This is a genomic window from Adhaeribacter rhizoryzae, from assembly GCF_008629685.1.
Classification (GTDB): Bacteria; Bacteroidota; Bacteroidia; order Cytophagales; family Hymenobacteraceae; genus Adhaeribacter; species Adhaeribacter rhizoryzae.
The window spans coordinates 75,010-92,485 of sequence record NZ_VWSF01000008.1 but is presented as its reverse complement, the minus strand read 5'-3'; the positions used below and the strand labels follow the sequence as shown (position 1 = coordinate 92,485).

The 17,476-nt window shown below is 42.6% G+C and carries 19 protein-coding genes; 9 read left to right on the top strand and 10 right to left on the bottom strand.

Translation table 11 applies throughout. The features are described from left to right. Positions 1 to 106: 106 nt before the first annotated feature. On the top strand, positions 107 to 1,612 hold the full coding sequence (locus F0145_RS12200; RefSeq protein WP_150088692.1) for an NAD(P)H-hydrate dehydratase: 1,506 nt from the start codon (positions 107 to 109) through the stop codon (positions 1,610 to 1,612). A gap of 9 nt (positions 1,613 to 1,621) precedes the next feature. On the opposite strand, the gene F0145_RS12195 is transcribed toward F0145_RS12200, so the two are convergent. Both F0145_RS12195 and F0145_RS12190 read right to left on the bottom strand, forming a co-directional pair. Beyond that, complete coding sequence (locus F0145_RS12195; protein WP_150088691.1) at positions 1,622 to 2,440, bottom strand: UbiA prenyltransferase family protein; 819 nt, start codon at positions 2,438 to 2,440, stop codon at positions 1,622 to 1,624. Between the two features lie 272 nt (positions 2,441 to 2,712). Continuing rightward, complete coding sequence (locus F0145_RS12190) at positions 2,713 to 3,273, bottom strand: inorganic diphosphatase (RefSeq protein WP_150088690.1); 561 nt, start codon at positions 3,271 to 3,273, stop codon at positions 2,713 to 2,715. 428 nt (positions 3,274 to 3,701) lie between these two features. Between F0145_RS12190 and modA the strand changes: the two genes are divergently transcribed. The 8 genes from modA (at position 3,702) to F0145_RS12150 (ending at position 10,913) form a co-directional block, all read left to right on the top strand. Beyond that, positions 3,702 to 4,451: a molybdate ABC transporter substrate-binding protein gene (gene modA / locus F0145_RS12185; RefSeq protein WP_150088689.1), complete on the top strand. Its 750-nt coding sequence runs from the start codon at positions 3,702 to 3,704 to the stop codon at positions 4,449 to 4,451. A gap of 11 nt (positions 4,452 to 4,462) precedes the next feature. Then, positions 4,463 to 4,870, top strand: coding sequence for a TOBE domain-containing protein (locus F0145_RS12180; protein ID WP_150088688.1), 408 nt, complete (start codon positions 4,463 to 4,465; stop codon positions 4,868 to 4,870). A gap of 1 nt (position 4,871) precedes the next feature. After that, positions 4,872 to 5,543 (top strand): molybdate ABC transporter permease subunit, encoded by a 672-nt coding sequence (modB, locus tag F0145_RS12175; protein WP_150088687.1) that lies wholly within the window; start codon positions 4,872 to 4,874, stop codon positions 5,541 to 5,543. A 79-nt stretch (positions 5,544 to 5,622) separates the two neighbouring features. After that, on the top strand, positions 5,623 to 6,495 hold the full coding sequence (locus F0145_RS12170; RefSeq protein WP_150088686.1) for an ATP-binding cassette domain-containing protein: 873 nt from the start codon (positions 5,623 to 5,625) through the stop codon (positions 6,493 to 6,495). A 245-nt stretch (positions 6,496 to 6,740) separates the two neighbouring features. After that, on the top strand, positions 6,741 to 8,420 hold the full coding sequence (locus F0145_RS12165; protein WP_150088685.1) for an FAD-dependent monooxygenase: 1,680 nt from the start codon (positions 6,741 to 6,743) through the stop codon (positions 8,418 to 8,420). A gap of 359 nt (positions 8,421 to 8,779) precedes the next feature. Beyond that, the gene (gene crcB / locus F0145_RS12160) at positions 8,780 to 9,157 is read left to right on the top strand and encodes a fluoride efflux transporter CrcB (protein WP_150088684.1); all 378 of its coding nucleotides are present in this window, start codon (positions 8,780 to 8,782) and stop codon (positions 9,155 to 9,157) included. Between the two features lie 185 nt (positions 9,158 to 9,342). After that, a complete protein-coding gene (locus tag F0145_RS12155; protein WP_150088683.1) occupies positions 9,343 to 10,488 on the top strand; it encodes a hypothetical protein in 1,146 nt (381 codons plus the stop codon). 71 nt (positions 10,489 to 10,559) lie between these two features. After that, on the top strand, positions 10,560 to 10,913 hold the full coding sequence (locus F0145_RS12150) for an MmcQ/YjbR family DNA-binding protein (protein ID WP_150088682.1): 354 nt from the start codon (positions 10,560 to 10,562) through the stop codon (positions 10,911 to 10,913). Positions 10,914 to 11,030: 117 nt separating this feature from the next. Here F0145_RS12150 and atpG read toward each other — a convergent pair whose 3' ends face one another. The 8 genes from atpG to F0145_RS12110 form a co-directional block, all read right to left on the bottom strand. Beyond that, a complete protein-coding gene (atpG, locus tag F0145_RS12145) occupies positions 11,031 to 11,927 on the bottom strand; it encodes an ATP synthase F1 subunit gamma (RefSeq protein ID WP_150088681.1) in 897 nt (298 codons plus the stop codon). A gap of 118 nt (positions 11,928 to 12,045) precedes the next feature. Beyond that, complete coding sequence (gene atpA, locus F0145_RS12140; RefSeq protein WP_150088680.1) at positions 12,046 to 13,626, bottom strand: F0F1 ATP synthase subunit alpha; 1,581 nt, start codon at positions 13,624 to 13,626, stop codon at positions 12,046 to 12,048. Between the two features lie 88 nt (positions 13,627 to 13,714). Next, positions 13,715 to 14,272 (bottom strand): ATP synthase F1 subunit delta, encoded by a 558-nt coding sequence (atpH, locus tag F0145_RS12135; RefSeq protein WP_150088679.1) that lies wholly within the window; start codon positions 14,270 to 14,272, stop codon positions 13,715 to 13,717. Between the two features lie 87 nt (positions 14,273 to 14,359). Further along, positions 14,360 to 14,854, bottom strand: a complete 495-nt coding sequence (locus F0145_RS12130; RefSeq protein ID WP_150088678.1) for a F0F1 ATP synthase subunit B — start codon at positions 14,852 to 14,854, stop codon at positions 14,360 to 14,362. 171 nt (positions 14,855 to 15,025) lie between these two features. After that, entirely contained in the window at positions 15,026 to 15,295 is a 270-nt protein-coding gene (gene atpE / locus F0145_RS12125; RefSeq protein ID WP_150088677.1) for an ATP synthase F0 subunit C, read from the bottom strand. A 41-nt stretch (positions 15,296 to 15,336) separates the two neighbouring features. Beyond that, positions 15,337 to 16,407 carry a F0F1 ATP synthase subunit A gene (atpB, locus tag F0145_RS12120; protein ID WP_150088676.1) on the bottom strand — a complete coding sequence of 357 codons (1,071 nt, stop codon included), beginning with the start codon at positions 16,405 to 16,407 and terminating at the stop codon, positions 15,337 to 15,339. Positions 16,408 to 16,445: 38 nt separating this feature from the next. Then, on the bottom strand, positions 16,446 to 16,835 hold the full coding sequence (locus F0145_RS12115; RefSeq protein WP_150088675.1) for a hypothetical protein: 390 nt from the start codon (positions 16,833 to 16,835) through the stop codon (positions 16,446 to 16,448). Positions 16,836 to 16,879: 44 nt separating this feature from the next. Then, positions 16,880 to 17,116 (bottom strand): AtpZ/AtpI family protein, encoded by a 237-nt coding sequence (locus F0145_RS12110; RefSeq protein WP_150088674.1) that lies wholly within the window; start codon positions 17,114 to 17,116, stop codon positions 16,880 to 16,882. Between the last annotated feature and the right edge of the window lie 360 nt (positions 17,117 to 17,476).

The following is a 17,476-nucleotide window of genomic DNA, read 5'->3' as shown; positions in this document are numbered from 1 at the left end:
AGATTAAGCTCCTAAATATTTTATCGCTATCTAACCAGATTTTGATAAACTTAGTACTTAGTACTTAAAACCTAGTACTTACAACTTCACCGCTCCTGTTAAACCTATGAAAATACTGACTGCTCCCCAAATTCGCGAAGCCGACCGGCAAACTATTGCGGAAGAAAATATTCCTTCGGCGGCGTTAATGGAGCGGGCAGCCAACACTTTTACCGATTGGTTTACCGGAAAATTTCCGGACAACGGGCAAAGCATTTTGGTTTGTTGCGGGCCAGGCAATAATGGCGGCGATGGGTTAGCCATTGCCCGGATGCTACACGCCTTGCATTATTCTGTAACAGTTTGGATTGTTTCGCCGGAAAAGAAGTTTTCCCCTGATTTTCTGACCAATCAGGAACGTTTACCAACCGCTATTCCGGTTATAAATATTAAGCAAGCTGCTGATATTCCGGCTACATTGGGTTCTGATTTAGTGATAGATGGTTTGTTTGGCACTGGCCTTAGCCGTCCGGTAAGCGGCATTTTTGCCGAAGTAATCAACTACCTCAATAACTTGCCAGTTGTAAAAATTGCCATTGATGTGCCATCGGGTTTATATACAGAACAGCCCAATCAGCCTGAAGATGCAATTGTGCAGGCCCAGTATACACTCAGTTTTGAAGTACCCAAACTCGCTTTTCTGCTACCCCAAAACGAAAAATTTGTGGGCGAGTGGCACTTGGTAAGTATTAATTTAAGTCCGGATTATTTGCAGGAGGTTAAAACAAATAAATATATTATTAGCCGGGAGCAGGTAACTGGTTTACTTAAACCGCGCCGGAAATTTTCGCATAAAGGCACCTACGGCCATGCCTTGCTATTGGCGGGTAGTTACGGCAAAATGGGGGCAGCGGCATTAGCGGCCCAGGCTTGTTTGCGGAGCGGCGTGGGTTTACTTTCTGTGCATTGTCCCAAGGTTGGTTATGTTGTGCTGCAAACCGCGGTACCCGAAGCCATGACGCTGCCGGATACAGAAGAAACTCACCTGACCCAACTGCCGGATTTAAATATTTACCAGGCCATTGGCATTGGTCCTGGCTTAGGCAAAGAGTCGGCCACCAGAAACCTGGTACGCCAGCTATTAAGTACTACTCCTGCCCCGCTCGTTATTGATGCCGACGCGCTGAATATTATTGCGGAAGAAAACTTACAAGCTAACCTGCCCGCGCATTCTATTTTAACACCGCACCCGAAAGAATTTGAACGCCTGGCTGGTCCGGCTGCTAACGATTATCATAGGCTGGAATTATTACAGGAATTTTGCCGTAATTACCAGTGCTACGTGGTTTTAAAAGGTGGCCATACGTGCATTGGCACTCCGGCCGGCGAACTTTACTTTAATATTACCGGCAACCCCGGCATGGCTACCGGCGGCACCGGCGATGTGCTTACGGGCATTATTACGGCTTTAGTAGCCCAAAAATATTCGCCGTTAGATGCTTGTTGCCTGGGCGTTTATATACACGGGTTAGCCGGCGATTTAGCCCGCAACCAGATAGGTGCAATTTCGCTGATTGCTTCGGATTTAATAGAAAACCTGGGAGCAGCTTTTGGGCAACTCAGCCAGAATTAACGGTTTATTTTACAACAGCCAGATTAACAAAAACTGCAAAACCATCATGCCATCGGCTATAACCGAGAAAAAATATTCGTTTTTGGTAGCATCTGTCTGCCAAACCACATAACCCGTAATTACCGCCGACAGCCATAAGGCCGCCCGGTGGGTTTCCGGCGGGGTGAGCCCGACGAGCAAAGAAAACAAGCCTAAACTGCTCCAGGCAATAAATTTGGCTTTATTTATTCCAATGGTACCGGGCAAAGTAATGGTGCCGGTAGCCCGGTCGCGTTCTACATCCCTAATATCGAAAATAATAGTAATAGGCAGGATAAACAGGAAACGCCGCAGAAAAAATAACCACGCTTCCGCCGAAAATATTGGTTGGTTATAGGCCAGCAACGGCAGCCAAACGGTTACACACGTCCAGACGTAGGCAATCAGAAATATTTTGAGCAAGGGTATGTGCCGGAGCGGCCACAATTGGCCCCTAATGGGTAATACCGGCAGCGAATACAATACCGCTAATACGCCCAAATGCGCCAGCAGTAAAATATTATACCGGAACAAAATAACCTTAAAAAAAAGATACAAAGCGCCTACTCCGGCTAAAACCATTAAGCTAATAATGACGGCTTTGTGTTGCTCGGCCCAGGCCCGCCGGTTCGAAAATGCGGCTTGCTGCGCCAGTTTGTATGGTAATAATCTATCGAAATTATAAAGCAAAAAAGTGGCGAGAAATACAAACAAGCCTAGTGCCAGCGGTAAGGGCAACTCCCACAACAAACAGGTAGTCCAGAACTGGCAAAAGGCGCACCCCGAGATAAAAATATTCCCGAAAAACAAATAGTTTCCTGCGCTTTTAAGTAGCCTGATTGGGAGTAAGCTCAACTAAATAAAAATAAAAACCGGTGCAATTTCGTATTTCTACGTGGTAACAGAACCATCTGATAATAGATTTATTCTTACAGGCTTTATTGGCACCCCAAAACCAGGTTTACAAAAATAAAGCCTGCAACAATAGTACGCAGGGTACTACGGCTCCAGGCTCACTTAAGTATAATTTAGGTTAAGGGTGTTTAAATTGCCAGACCTGTGCCTATAAAAGGTAGCTATTATTAAATAACTTCTTTAACCTGCCCCTTAAAAGTGCTGTTGTATAAATCTATGCTCTTCTGAATAATTCCGTAAGCTTGTTCCCGGCCTAAAAACTGTTCAACAATTACCTCCTTGTTTTCCAGCTTTTTATAATCTTCAAAAAAACGGCGGATTTCCAACAAGGTATGCGGTGGCAATTGCGAAATATCGTTCACGTGGTTAACCGACATATCGTGGGCCGCTACAGCAATAATTTTATCATCTTCCTCGTCGTTATCAATCATCTGCATTACCCCAATTACTTTGGCATCGATAATGCACATAGGCGCTACGTCAATAGAGCAAATTACCAGAATATCTAGCGGGTCTTTATCATCGCAGTAAGTTTGCGGAATAAAACCGTAGTTGGCCGGGTAATGCACCGCTGAAAATAATACGCGGTCCAGTTTTAGTAAGCCGCTCTCTTTATCAAGTTCATATTTTGCTTTCGAACCTTTCGGAATTTCAATAATGCCGGTAACTACTTCTGGTGCGTTCTCACCGTATTTTACACTGTGCCAGGGATTGTTTTTTCTTGTCATGTAATTATTAATATAATATTTTGTTGCAGGAGCCTTGCACTAATTAATTTATGTTTATACTACTTTTGCCCGGCTCCGGATGCTCTAATCTTAATTTATCTACTGCTTACTACCCGCTACCGTTACTTTGGTGTAACAGTTGTTTCATCAGTATAAAAAATATTAAATTTCTGATTTTAATGGTGTAAAGATAACACCATCCGTATCTATTTACGAAATTTTAAACAAAAATGTAAGCTCTTTAAAATTTTTAAATTTATCTGCTTTAAAACTGTATTGAATATTCTTTTGGGTTAATTTTTGTTTCTACGCGTAATTAAAATTTTAATCTTTCCCGAAAACTGCTTTCGCCTTAAATATTAAAAGGATTTACTTTATTTTCGTAACCTGGTTGTTCAAATATTACCAGGGCTAGCCATTAATACCTCATGTTGCGTTTTCTGTTTTTAACCTTACTTTTTTTAACTTACCAGATTGCTCAAGCGCAAAAAATACGGGTAGCCGTTGCCGCCAACGCCCAATTTGTGGCGCAGGCCTTAAAAGCAGCCTACGAAAAAGAAACCAAAACCACCGTCGATTTTGTTTTTAGCTCTTCCGGCAAGCTAGCTACCCAAATAGAACAAGGAGCTCCTTTCGATGTGTTTTTATCGGCCGATACTTTTTACCCCAACACCTTGTACCGGAAAGGCTTTACCCAGGGCAAACCAGAAGTTTATGCTTACGGCGCTTTGGTTATCTGGACTACCCGGAACCTGGATTTAACCAAAGGCCTGCAATTAATAAAAGACCCAACCGTAAAAAAAATAGCTATTCCAAACCCGCAACTAGCCCCCTACGGCGATGCCGCCCGCAAAGCCATGCAGCATTACCAGCTAGAACCTATAGCCAAGCCTAAATTAGTATTCGCCGAAAGCATTGCCCAGGCCAACCAATATATTTTATCGGGGGTGGTAGATTTTGGGTTTACTTCCAAATCGGTAGTACTGGACCCGGCCATCAAAGGGAAAGGAAAATATGTATCGGTAAACCCAACAGTTTACCCGCCTATTGCCCAGAGCGCTGTAATATTAAAATCGGCGCGGAGCCGTAACTTAGCCCAGGCCCAGCGGTTTTATAAGTTTTTATTTAGTGCGCGGGCCAAATTAATATTTAAACAATACGGCTATTCGTTAAATTAAATTTTTAACCCATGAACCGGCTAGCAGGCGTAATTAAATCAATTACCACCGAAAAAGATATTTCGCTGGTTACGGTAAGCGCCACCGGCGAAACTTTTTCGGCTTTAATAATTGATACGCCCCAAACAGCGGCTTATTTAAAACCTAACCAGGAGATAAATATGGTATTTAAAGAAACCGAGATGGCGATTGGCAAAAATTTGACTGGTGGTTTAAGCTTACGCAACCGTTTTGCGGCTACAGTTCAGGAAATTACCGCCGGCACTGTGCTTTCGCGCATTATTCTGGATTTTAAAGGCCATTTGCTTTGCGCCATTATTACCACGCAATCGGTTACGGACCTGCAACTGGCCGTTGGTGATAGCGTAGTTGGCCTGGTTAAAACCAATGAGATATCGTTAATGGAGGGCTCTTTTTAAGATGCAACTCGATTGGCAACCGCTTTGGCTTACCTTTAAACTGGCAGCCATTACTACTTTCTTGCTTTTGTTGTTGGGTATCCCGCTGGCCTGGTGGCTGGCCAACAGCCGTTCGCGGTTAAAGCCAGTAGCCGAAGCCATTATTAGTTTGCCCATTGTGTTGCCGCCTTCGGTGCTGGGCTTTTATTTATTATTAGCTTTCAGCCCCACGGGGTTTCCGGGCCGCATTTTTAACGAATATTTTAATTTGCCGCTGGTTTTTTCGTTTACCGGCTTAGTGGTGGGTTCTATAATTTATAGTTTGCCTTTTATGGTGCAGCCCTTGCAGGCCGGTTTAGAAAGTTTGCCCAGTTCTTTAACCGAAGCTTCTTACACCTTAGGTCGTACTAAAATCGAAACTTTGTTCCGGGTATTATTACCTAATATTCGGCCCGCGTTGCTCACCGGTATAGTTTTAGCCTTTGCCCATACCATCGGCGAATTTGGTTTAGTGCTGATGATTGGCGGCAATATTCCCGGCGAAACCCAGGTAGTTTCTATTGCGATTTACCACGAAGTAGAAAGTTTAAATTACCAGTCGGCGCACGTTTATTCGCTGGTATTATTGCTGCTGTCTTTTTTAATATTGCTTTCGGTTTATTTAATTAATAAACGACTGGTTAAAACCTTTTAAACTTTTAGCTGATTTTCTCAACCGTTAAAACCTGTAGTTAAACGCTGTTCCGGAGTAATATTTAATATTTGTTGCGCCTATGATTCAGATTAAAGTTCGGAAAACATTGCAAATGGCCGCCGGCGCAACCGATTTGGCAGTAAATTTTAAGCTGGCGCCTGGCAGTTTTTGTACGCTCTACGGCAAATCGGGCGTCGGTAAAACCACTATCTTAAAAATATTAGCCGGCCTTATTCAGCCCGACGAAGGTTACATAACCGTAAATGGTGAGGTTTGGCTCGATACAAATAAAAATATTAACCTACCACCCCAACAACGAAAAATAGGTTTTGTTTTCCAGGATTACGCCTTGTTCCCAAACATGACCGTGCGCGAAAACTTACAGTATGCGCTCAACGGCAAAACCAATAAACCACTAATCGACGATTTACTGGAACGGGCCTCCTTGCAGCAACTGGCAAACCGCAAACCGCTAACACTTTCGGGTGGCCAACAACAACGCGTGGCCTTAATGCGCGCCCTCGTACGTCAACCCCAAATATTGCTCCTCGACGAGCCACTTTCGGCCCTGGATTTAGAAATGCGCCAGGCCCTGCAAACCGAAATTTATCACTTGCACAAAAGCTTTAATACCACCACCCTGCTGGTTAGCCATCAATTATCCGAAATTTACCGGCTATCGGATTATATTATTAGCCTGGAAAACGGTAAAATTATGGCACAAGGCACCCCTAACGATGTTTTTGGCCAAACCCGGCTCAGCAGTAAAATTCAGTTAGTAGGCGAAATATTAAGCATCCGGGAAAACGGCGTTGTCTTTATTTTGGATATTCTGGTTGGGAATAATATTATTAAAACCGTTGCTACCGCTGAGGAAATTCAAAATTTGCAGCCCGGCGATCAGGTAAAGGTATTTGCCAAAGCTTTTAACCCGATTGTTCAGAAATTGTAAACCATTATTTTTTGATTGATAGTTTTACGGTGCATTCCTGCTTAATTACGGCTTCGGCTCAGTAAGAATTTACCTAAGTTCAGGCAGCTGCAATTATTTTATAAAAAATAGTGCCCTTTATTAACCTCAAAATTGTGTACGCAGCCGTTCCTCTTTTACGTACACAGGAAGCAACCTGCTTTTTTAACAGATTATTAATTTAAACTGCTTCCGTTTAGCATTAAATACCCACGTATCTTTACCACATGGCCTTAGCTAAAAATCATACCAATGTGCTGATTGTTGGTGCCGGCCCAACTGGCCTGATGCTAGCCTGCCAGTTAGCCATGCGCGGCATTTCTTTCCGGATTATCGATCGCAATTCGGGTCCGAGTAATAAATCGAAAGCGCTGGTGGTACAGGCCCGCACCCTCGAAATATTTGAGCAGATGGGTATTGTAACAGAAGCTTTACAAGAAGGGCATCCGGCTACCGGCCTTAACTTTATTATAAAAGGGCGTTGGGTGCAAAATATTAACCTGCAGGGCATTGGCGAAGGCCAGAGCCCTTACCCCTTTATGTGCATTCTGGAGCAAAGCAAAACCGAAAAACTGCTGCTGCAATATTTAGCGCAATATCATATTCAGGTTGATTGGAATACCGAATTGCAGGAATTAACGCAAGACGAAGAGCAGGTAAAAGCCTCGCTTCATTTTAAAGATATTACCGAAGAAGAAATTACCTGCGATTGGCTGGTTGGTGCTGATGGCGCCGGCAGCCGCGTGCGCCATTTGTTAGATATTGATTTTATTGGGGGCACCTACGAGCATACTTTTTTAGTAGCCGATACTCAGGTAGACTGGGACTTTAACCACAACGAAATATTTGTTTGCCTGGCCGATAAAACCTTGGCTGCCTTTTTTCCGATGGCGGGTAATAAACGTTTCCGGGTGGTAAGTTTTTTGCCGCCCCACCTTCTTAACCGCGATGATCTTACTTTCGACCGCATTGCACCCAGCTTACAAAAGCAACTCGGCTTTAAAGTAATATTTAGCAATACCAACTGGTTCTCTACTTATAAACTGCACCACCGCTACGCCAAGCCGTTTAACCTGAGCCGCTGTTTTTTAGCCGGCGATGCTGCCCATATTCATAGTCCGGCGGGCGGCCAAGGCATGAACACTGGCCTGCAAGATGCTTATAATCTGGCCTGGAAACTGGCTTTGGTTCTGAACAAAACTGCTCCTCCGGAATTATTGCAGAGCTACCAGGCCGAACGTTTGCCGGTTGCCAAAACCCTGGTTTCTACCACCGACCGGGTATTTAGCCTAATGGTAAGCAAAAATATAATACTGAGTTACCTCCGGTTAAAATTATTACCTACCCTGTTAAGTAAACTAACCCGGCCCAATTATATGCGGGCCGAAATATTCCGGCGGGTTTCGCAAATTGGCATCCGGTACCGCAAAAGCAAGTTATCCGTTACACCCACCGATGGCAATCATTTTCCGGAAGAAGCACCGCGCCCCGGCGACCGGGTACCTTTTATTCAGGTTTTCAGTTCCGATTACGATAAATTGGTGAGTATTTATTCGCTATTACGCAACCCGTATTTTACCTTACTCATTTTTAAAAGCAGCTTTGGTACCGACCGGGCCGAACAATTACAGGAAGAACTGGAAACTGCTTTACAGGAATATTTACCCAACCTGATAAAATGCCATATTCTTTATCCGCACAACCAAAACCACGGCGTATATGGCTTGTTTGGCATAGTAGAAGATGCTTTTTACCTTATTCGGCCCGATAATTATATTGCATTCCGGTCGCAACCCGCCGACCCGCAAAGTCTGTTAAATTACTTAACCAATACGTTACAACTGCAACCATTACCCCCGAATGAAACGGAACCAGATTTGAGTGAAACCACTTTATCCGCTGAATAATTTAAATTCATTTTGCTGTTTGCTTTACCTGACAAATTATACCAGATGGTTTTTATATCTTCCATATTCTTTTTGTCATCTTGGAAAGATCTATTGGATAGAAGCCTTTACGGGTAACTCTAGTTAAGCGAAAATTACCTCCTCTACTTTCTAACCAATAGATGCTTTCAGCATGACAAATAAGGGGTTTTATATTATAACTTTAAAAGGTTGTAATTACTATTTGGTATCAATATTCCCAAAATCCTGCTTACGGTTTCTCTATCTGGTAAAATCAAATTATTACGGATTTAAAACAACTTGCAAATTCCGCTTATACCAAAGCAGTTTAAATATTATCTTTCGCATATTTGTTTAGCATGAAAGACTTTTTACTTGTATTTCTGGGTGGTGGGCTAGGTAGTGTTGTAAGATTTGGCTTGGGACGGGCCATTAATCTAGCCATTATAACTACCTTCCCGCTGGCTACCTTAATAATTAATATACTGGCAAGTTTAATTCTGGGCTTTCTCCTGAGTTTCCTCGATTTCAGAAATGGCGCGAACGCTTCTTTAAGATTATTGTTAGCGGTAGGTTTTTGCGGCGGCTTTAGCACTTTCTCAACCTTTAGCCACGAAACTTTAAACTTACTGCGCTCCGGCCAACCTACTTTGGCCCTGAGCAATATTTTTCTAAGTGTTTTATTATGCCTGGCGGCTACCTTTGGCGGAATAATGCTGGCAAAATCTATTTTTTAGCTGTTAAAGCAATTTTATGACGTGAGCAGCAAAACCAAAAGTTAAATGTTTAGGTAGTATTGCTTTTATTTCGCTTTACCCGGTTTTTATTAATTTTATTTACGCCTAATATTTTTATCTATTTAAAATTTACCTGTTAATGGGTGTTTGTGTGTTATAGCAAGTGTGCCTCTAAATTTACCGAAATGGCAAAATCTCCTAAAAAAATTTTCCCGAAAGAACCTATTTCTAAAAAAGAGTTAGCTATTACAAAACCAAAGCAGCAAGTTTTAAGCAAGCCGCAGCAAACCTTTAATCGGCTGACCAAAAAAATAGAAAAGCTACAGCAGGAAATAGCCAATACCAGTCGCATCCTAGACGAAAAGCTGGCTTTTTACGGCGAAAATATTCATCCTTTAGAAAAGCAGTTAGTAGCCTTGCGGCGGCAAACGTTACAATTGCTTTTGCCCTACTACACCAATAAAAAGCTGCTGCCCAAAAAAGATAAAAAAATATTAAGAGATGTATTAGCAGAGCAGCTAAACGATGTGCTTTCTTTTAGCGATGAAGAGCCAGACGAGGAACTTAAAAAAGCTTTTGAAGCTGTAGAAGGAGTAAAATACGAGGAGGCCCAACAACAGGACTTCGATCAGATGAAATCCGAAATGACCGAAATATTCGAGGAATTTGGTTTCCAGATGAACTTTGACGAGCTGTGCCCGGATATGAGCCCCGAAGAAATGATGGAGCAAATGCAGACCATGGAAGAGAAATTACTGCAACAAGCCCAGGATTTAGATCAAGAGGTGCCGGACCGGAAAAAATCAAAAAAACTACTGGAGCGGGAAGAACGCGAAAAGCAAGCTGCCGAAGTAAAAAGCAAAAGCATTAGCCGGATATATAAACAACTGGCCAAGGTCCTTCACCCCGACTTGGAACAGGAGGCCGAATTAAAGGCCTACAAAGAATTACGTATGCGGGAACTTACAACGGCTTACGAAAAAAATGACCTGCACACCCTTTTAAGGTTAGAATTAGAATGGATTGAGAAAGAAGAAGCAAATTTAGAAAAGCTGACCGACGATAAACTCAAAATTTATAATGAGGTACTAAAAGAGCAAATAGCTGACCTGGAAGAGGAATCTTTTTCGCTGATGCAACACCCGCGCTACCAACCATTGCTCCGGCTCGCTATGTTTCCGGGAGAAGTAAAAATCATGAATTTAGCCCGTAAAAAGAATGAGCTTAACGAAATGTTAGAAGATCTGGAAAGCAGCATTGCGCGTTTGAAAGGAGAAAACGCATTTGATGAAGTTATCGGAATAATCAACCTTTTTAAACTACTATATTAATTACCAGTAGCGCCTTCTTTTTATTATTAAATAACTACTTACAGGACTTGACTAAGCGTAATTAATAAAGAATGACCATTGAATTAATACAAAATATTTGCCAACAGTTGAAGGGCGTAACCGAAGATATAAAATGGGATAACCACCTTTGCTTTAATGTAGGCGGCAAAATGTTTTTAGTAACTGCACCTGATAGTACACCGGCTACCGCTTCTTTTAAAGTACCCGACGATATATTTGAAGAAGTTGCGGCCAAAGAAGGATTTTCGCCGGCTGCTTATTTAGCCCGATACAAATGGGTATATGTAGATAATATTAATCGGCTGAATGCGAAAGAGTGGGAAAAATATATTAAACAATCTTACAATCTTGTATTTGCCAAACTTCCGGCCAAGGTACGCAAAGAACTTAGCCTGGCTACTTAAGCATTCAAAGTAACAACTATTCCGACTTATTACTACAGCAATATTTACACGGCTTTAAAATAAAAAAAGCGCTTCTTGTTAAAGAAGCGCTTTCTATTTTGGAGTAATATTTTATTACTATCGGCTGGCTGCCAAAGCTTCGGCACCACCCACAATTTCGAGAATTTCGGTAGTAATAGCGGCTTGGCGCGAACGGTTATACGTTAATTTAAGTTCTTTTAATAATTCACCGGCATTATCAGTTGCTTTGTCCATGGCTGTCATCCGGGCACCGTGTTCCGATGCGTTAGATTCCAGCACTGCTTTGTACACCTGTATTTTCAACGATTTAGGTATCAGCTCCCGGATAATATCTTCTTTATTCGGTTCAAAAATATAATTCAGGTTAGCCGTGGCCGTAGTTTCGGTCTGCGCTTCGGCTTTTTCTACCACCGGTAAAAATTGCTCAGTCCGGATAATCTGGGTAGCTACGTTTTTAAACTCGTTGTAAACCAAATCTACGCGGTCGTAATAGCCCGCAGTAAAACGCTCCATGGCATATTCGGCAGCGGCGCGTACCGTATCAAAAGATAAGTTCAGGAAAACTCCGGTATAAGTATCGATTACTTTGTAACCCCGGCGGGTTAATGCCTCGTAACCTTTTTTGCCAATGGTTAAAAATTCAACCTTTCCGGCTGCCATTTGGGAAGCATAATTTTCGTTTACCAGGCTAACAACAGCCTTGGCAATATTGGTATTAAAGGCGCCGGCCAAACCTCTATCGGAAGTAATGGCAATTACCAAAACCCGGTTTACTTCGCGTTGCTGGCTATACTCATTGCTTCCGGCATCATCGGTTAAACGCGATAAGTTAGTTAAGATGCTGCTCAAACGCTGGGCATAAGGGCGCATCCGGATAATATTGTCCTGAGCACGTCTTAGTTTAGCCGCTGCCACCATTTTCATGGCTTTGGTAATCTGTTGGGTAGAGGTTACCGATACAATGCGGTTGCGTACTTCTTTTAAACTGGCCATTTATTTTTTTCTAGCTCTAAGCTGATAGCTCTTAAAATCTTAAAGCGGATTGAATAGATAATAGATAAAAAGAAGGAACTCACCGGAATATTTTACCCGGAAGTTCCTTTGGTATTTATTATTTTCTGAAACGGGCCGAAAGATCTTTCGCCGTTTGTTTTATCGCATTGATAGCGCTGTCTTCCAGTTTACCGGCTCTTAATAAATTTAAAGCATCGGGGTGAGAAGTGCGCATGGTTACTAAGAAATCTCTTTCAAAGCTTCTTACTTCGTTAACCGGAACATCGTCTAATAAACCATTAGTACAGCAGTAAATAATGGCTACCTGCTCTTCTACCGGTACCGGCGAGAATTGCGGTTGCTTCAGTACTTCCAGGTTACGGCGGCCCCGCTCAATAGTCAGTTTGGTAGAGGCATCCAGGTCAGAACCGAATTTCGCAAAAGCTTCCAATTCGCGGAACTGCGCTTGGTCCAGCTTAAGCGTACCAGCCACTTTTTTCATGGATTTAATCTGGGCATTACCACCTACCCGCGATACCGAAATACCTACGTTAATAGCCGGACGAATACCAGAGTTAAACAAGTTAGTTTCGAGGAATATCTGACCATCGGTAATAGAGATTACGTTGGTTGGGATATAAGCCGAAACGTCGCCAGCCTGGGTTTCAATAATTGGAAGAGCCGTTAAAGAACCACCGCCTTTTACTAAATGCCGGATTGAATCTGGCAAGTCGTTCATGTTACGGGCAATCTCATCCGAAGCGTTGATTTTAGCCGCCCGCTCTAATAAGCGAGAGTGCAAATAAAATACGTCACCGGGGTAAGCTTCGCGTCCTGGCGGACGACGCAGCAACAACGATACTTCGCGGTAAGCCACCGCTTGTTTCGATAAATCGTCGTAAACTACCAAAGCCGGACGACCGGTATCACGGAAGAATTCACCAATAGCGGCACCGGTAAATGGCGCAAAGAACTGCATTGGCGCTGGGTCAGAAGCAGCGGCTGCTACTACCACGGTGTAATCCATAGCACCACCTTGCTGCAAGGCGTTAACCACCTGCGCAATGGTAGAAGCTTTCTGGCCTACGGCTACGTAAATACAGAAAACCGGCACGCCTCTTTCAAAAAATTCGCGCTGGTTAATAATGGTATCAATCGCCACGGCAGATTTACCCGTTTGGCGGTCGCCGATGATTAACTCCCGCTGGCCCCGGCCAACCGGAATCATCGAGTCAATCGCTTTAATACCGGTTTGCATGGGTTCGTTTACCGGCTGACGGAAAATTACCCCTGGCGCTTTTCTTTCCAAAGGCATGTCGTACAGCTCGCCACCAATTGGGCCTTTACCATCAATAGGAATACCTAAGGTATTTACTACCCGGCCAACCATGGCATTACCTACTTTAATAGAGGCAATTTTATTTGTGCGGCGCACAGTAGCGCCTTCCTTTATTTCGCTGTAGTCGCCCAACATTACGGCTCCTACGTTATCTTCTTCTAAGTTAAGAACAAGTGCCTGCAATCCGTTTTCGAACTCCAATAGCTCACCAGATTGGGCTTTAGACAAGCCGTAAATCCGAGCTACCCCATCACCCACCTGCAGTACGGTACCTACCTCCTGCAATTCGGCTGCGGTTCTGAAATCAGATAATTGTTCCCTTAATATTGCGGATACTTCATCAGGTCTTACTTCTGCCATGATTATTTTTTTATGTTATTTCGTTTTTGCAATGCCGGTGCTTTTAGGCTACCGATTGAGGTAACAGTTTTACCGGTTACCAAATTCCTTACAGCTTGTTGATATAAGGATTTTCCTTAAATTTATTTTTCAGGTTCCGCAAGTTGGTCTTGATAGAATCATCTACCTGTAAATCGCCAATGCGCACCACTAAGCCACCAATTAAAGCAGAATCCACATTTTCCTGCAACTGAATGGTTTTACCGGTTTGCTGCGCCAGCCTTTGTACTAGTTGAACTCTCAGTTCCGGCGTTAAAGGAACGGCTGTGGTTACATGCGCAATCAGGATTCCTTTATAATCGTTGTATTGTTTAATAAACTCCGTAGATACGCTGGCCAAAATTGCTTCGCGGTTTTTCTCCGTTACCAGCAAGAAAAACTTCAGAGTCAAATCGCTAACCTTGCCGGTAAATAAACTTTTTAAAACAGCCAGTTTCTTACCGTGATTAATAATTGGGTTTGTCAGGAATAGCTCAAAATCACGGTTGTCTTTTACCGTTTTAGCAAAAAGCACCATATCCTGATAAACCTGTTCCAACAAGCCTTTTTCCAGGGCCAGGTCGAGCAAGGATTTGGCGTAACGGGAAGCAACTCTTATATCAGACATCTTTTATATTGTTAAATTGTTAGGTGTTGAATTGTTAATTGTTTTTCCGAAGAAGATTAACAATTAAACAATTTAGCCATTCAACAATTAGTTAAGGTTTACTTCTTTAATATAAGCGTTTACCAAGGCTTGCTGCGCCTGTGGGTTCGCCAGTTCATGCTTCAGAATACGCTCGGCTATTTCAATAGAAAGCGTAGCCGCTGTATTTTTAACTTCGGTTAAAGCAGCTTTCTTCTCGTTTTCGATGGCCTGACGGGCATTAGCAACCATGCGGGTACCTTCTTCGTTGGCTCTGGCTTTGGCTTGTTCTATGATGGCAGTACCGGCTTCGCTGGCTTCGCGCAGAATGCGGTCGCGCTCAATGCGGGCTTCCTGCAATAATTTTTCGTTATCTGCTTTCAGGGCCTGCATCTCTAATTTAGCCTGATCGGCCATCCGCAACGCCGACTCAATTGAATCTTCGCGCTGACGCAAAGAAGCCATAATCGGTTTCCAGGCAAATTTAGATAATAAAAATAATACAATAATGAACGTAACGGTTTGCCAGAAAATAAGGCCAATACCCGGTGTTACTAATTCCATTTTACTTTATTTTGGTTTATTGTTTAATTGAATCAGAGGTTTATCCTCTTAACAGCTGCTTATTTTCTTCTCTACAATTGTGTGTTATGCTTGGCAGATTCTTTCTTTTTCAACGGCCCGCGCGCAAAGGCATGCCCTAAGCGCCGGTCCGCTGAAAAATTAGAGGCTTTACTAGCCTTTGAAAGAAATAAGAAGACATACTACCACACCAAACAGGGCAACACCTTCAATAAGAGCTGCCGCGATAATCATCGCAGTTTGGATACGAGCAGTAGCCTCTGGCTGACGGGCGATAGCTTCCATGGCTGAACCACCGATTCTACCAATACCTAAACCGGCACCTAAAGCAACTAAACCAGCACCAATACCGGCACCCAGAATTGCTAAACCTGTACCTTCAGAAAGCCCTTGCACCACTTGAAGCAAAATTGCTAATAACATAATTGTAAAATTATAGAGTTAAAAAATAAAAAAAATCCTTATTAATGGTGGTCTTTAACGTTTCCGCCAAAGCCCATATCTTCTACATGGTCGTGTTCTTCAGTAGCACCGCCAAAATACATAGCGGTAAGCAAGGTAAACACATAAGCTTGCAACAGGGCTACAAACAACTCCAGGAAGTTCATAAAAATGGCAAAGGCAACACTAACGGGCCCAATAGCAATGTTCTCGAAAATAAATATTAAAGAGAATAAGCTTAATATAATAATGTGACCGGCGGTAATGTTAGCAAATAACCGGACCATCAGGGAAAACGGCTTGGTTAATATACCTACTAATTCAATCGGAATCATGATGGGCAGTAACGCTACCGGAACACCTGGCGTTTTAAAGATGTGCGCCCAATAAGCTTTGTTTGAGCTAAATAAAGTAACCAGCAAAGTAAATACTGCTAGTACCAACGTAACGGCTATATTTCCGGTTAAGTTAGCGCCACCGGGCATTAAACCCAGCATATTATTAAACCAGATAAAAAAGAATATAGTTAATAAGTATGGCACGTACCGCTCGTATTTGGGGCCAATATTGGGTTTAGCCACTTCATCGCGAATAAAAATAATAATAGGCTCGAAGAAAGACTGAATACCTTTAGGCGCTTTACCCGCATTGGCTTTATAACGGCCAGCAATGGTAAAGAAAATAATTAAGAGCAAAGCCACGCTCAGAAACAACGAAGCTACGTTTTTAGTGATGGAGAAATCCAAAGGACCAGCGTGATGTTCTTTACCTTCCGCATTGGTTTCTACTACCGGCTCACCTGCTTCGTTGGCATAATAAATATGACTATGCTCCTTTACATAACCATTATAGGGTTTCAGGTTACCGTGCTCGTCGTAGAAGTTTTTAGAAGAGAAAATATCCAGACCGTTTTTACCGTACAAAATCACCGGCAAATGCAAAGTTGCACCATGGGCAAACTCCCAACTGTGCTCATCGCCAATGTGATGGGTAATCATCTGGCCCGGATCGAATTTACCACCTTCGGCGGCTGGTTCGGCCGCAAATCCGGAAATCGCAAAAAGAGAGAAAATTAACGTAAATAACTTCTTCATTAAGAGCTTATTAAATTCAAAAATTAGCAGTAAAAACATCATTCCGACACCTGCTTTTTCGAAATTTGGCGCAAGTTACTCAATATGCTATAGATTTCAAAACCAGTATAAATAAAATAAATAATAAAGAAATTTATCGCAAACTGGAATTCCCGTTCGGCAGCAAAATACACGTAAAAAAATACTACAAACATGCTGAGCAGCACCCGGGCAACCGAAGACCCGAAATAATACAACTGGAAGCTACCGGCATCCTCGCCAATGCTTTTGTGAATAAAATAGAAAGTAGCCCAGGTTATACTGGCAAAAAACAGCAGTATATACCAGGTTAAAGGGTGTACGTAGTTGTAGCCGGTAAAATATATCAGCGCCCCGATAACTGCTACTAACAATAAAGAAAGCACTAAAATATTGCGTGAGAAAGACATAGGTTTTAAATAGGGCACAAAATTACGCACCAAAAAGTATAAACCTATTTTTTTATTACAGATTTGATAATCATATACATCGAAGCCGTTACCCCCAGCAGCATCAGGCCAATGGTCCACCACGGATTCTTATTACCCATTCTATCATCCAGGGCCATGCCACCCCAGGCGGCCAGCACCAAAACCGCAATCATCTGAAAGCCCAAACCAGAATATTTCAGGTAAGGCTTTAGCTGGTCTTGCCGGGAAGGATTTTTAGAAGATTCTGAATCGGGTTCCATACGGTTTAGATGAATACATTATATTAAAAGTAACGGATAACTAAATAAACAGTTGATGCTTTTTAATAAGTAAAGGCTTAGTACCCAATAATATTTTTCGGGCGCCAAGCCTTTTATCTTGCCAATACTTTTGCAGCTATAAAGTTAAAGTTATACTATAATCTGCGTTTGGTATTAGCAGGCTTAGTAATATTCTTTCATTTGGTAAAAAGCCTCGTTTACGCACCAGGGCCTCCGTTTTGGAATTGCAGCCCCGGAAAGCACGGTAGCCGTTGGCCAGGTCGATGGTGTTGCCCACTGAAAAAATATGCTGACGTAATTGCTGGGCTACGGCCCTATCATAGGGTCTGCTGGCTTCTA

Bases quoted from the DNA above. Each gene is read 5' to 3' on its own strand.
- F0145_RS12200 (WP_150088692.1), top strand. From the start codon at position 107: ATGAAAATACTGACTGCTCCCCAAATTCGCGAAGCCGACCGGCAAACT.
- atpH (WP_150088679.1), bottom strand. From the start codon at position 14,272: ATGTCTGATATAAGAGTTGCTTCCCGTTACGCCAAATCCTTGCTCGAC.
- F0145_RS12110 (WP_150088674.1), bottom strand. From the start codon at position 17,116: ATGGAACCCGATTCAGAATCTTCTAAAAATCCTTCCCGGCAAGACCAG.
- modA (WP_150088689.1), top strand. From the start codon at position 3,702: ATGTTGCGTTTTCTGTTTTTAACCTTACTTTTTTTAACTTACCAGATT.
- F0145_RS12115 (WP_150088675.1), bottom strand. From the start codon at position 16,835: ATGTCTTTCTCACGCAATATTTTAGTGCTTTCTTTATTGTTAGTAGCA.
- F0145_RS12180 (WP_150088688.1), top strand. From the start codon at position 4,463: ATGAACCGGCTAGCAGGCGTAATTAAATCAATTACCACCGAAAAAGAT.
- modB (WP_150088687.1), top strand. From the start codon at position 4,872: ATGCAACTCGATTGGCAACCGCTTTGGCTTACCTTTAAACTGGCAGCC.
- F0145_RS12150 (WP_150088682.1), top strand. From the start codon at position 10,560: ATGACCATTGAATTAATACAAAATATTTGCCAACAGTTGAAGGGCGTA.
- crcB (WP_150088684.1), top strand. From the start codon at position 8,780: ATGAAAGACTTTTTACTTGTATTTCTGGGTGGTGGGCTAGGTAGTGTT.
- F0145_RS12170 (WP_150088686.1), top strand. From the start codon at position 5,623: ATGATTCAGATTAAAGTTCGGAAAACATTGCAAATGGCCGCCGGCGCA.
- atpA (WP_150088680.1), bottom strand. From the start codon at position 13,626: ATGGCAGAAGTAAGACCTGATGAAGTATCCGCAATATTAAGGGAACAA.
- atpE (WP_150088677.1), bottom strand. From the start codon at position 15,295: ATGTTATTAGCAATTTTGCTTCAAGTGGTGCAAGGGCTTTCTGAAGGT.
- F0145_RS12130 (WP_150088678.1), bottom strand. From the start codon at position 14,854: ATGGAATTAGTAACACCGGGTATTGGCCTTATTTTCTGGCAAACCGTT.
- atpG (WP_150088681.1), bottom strand. From the start codon at position 11,927: ATGGCCAGTTTAAAAGAAGTACGCAACCGCATTGTATCGGTAACCTCT.
- atpB (WP_150088676.1), bottom strand. From the start codon at position 16,407: ATGAAGAAGTTATTTACGTTAATTTTCTCTCTTTTTGCGATTTCCGGA.
- F0145_RS12155 (WP_150088683.1), top strand. From the start codon at position 9,343: ATGGCAAAATCTCCTAAAAAAATTTTCCCGAAAGAACCTATTTCTAAA.
- F0145_RS12190 (WP_150088690.1), bottom strand. From the start codon at position 3,273: ATGACAAGAAAAAACAATCCCTGGCACAGTGTAAAATACGGTGAGAAC.
- F0145_RS12165 (WP_150088685.1), top strand. From the start codon at position 6,741: ATGGCCTTAGCTAAAAATCATACCAATGTGCTGATTGTTGGTGCCGGC.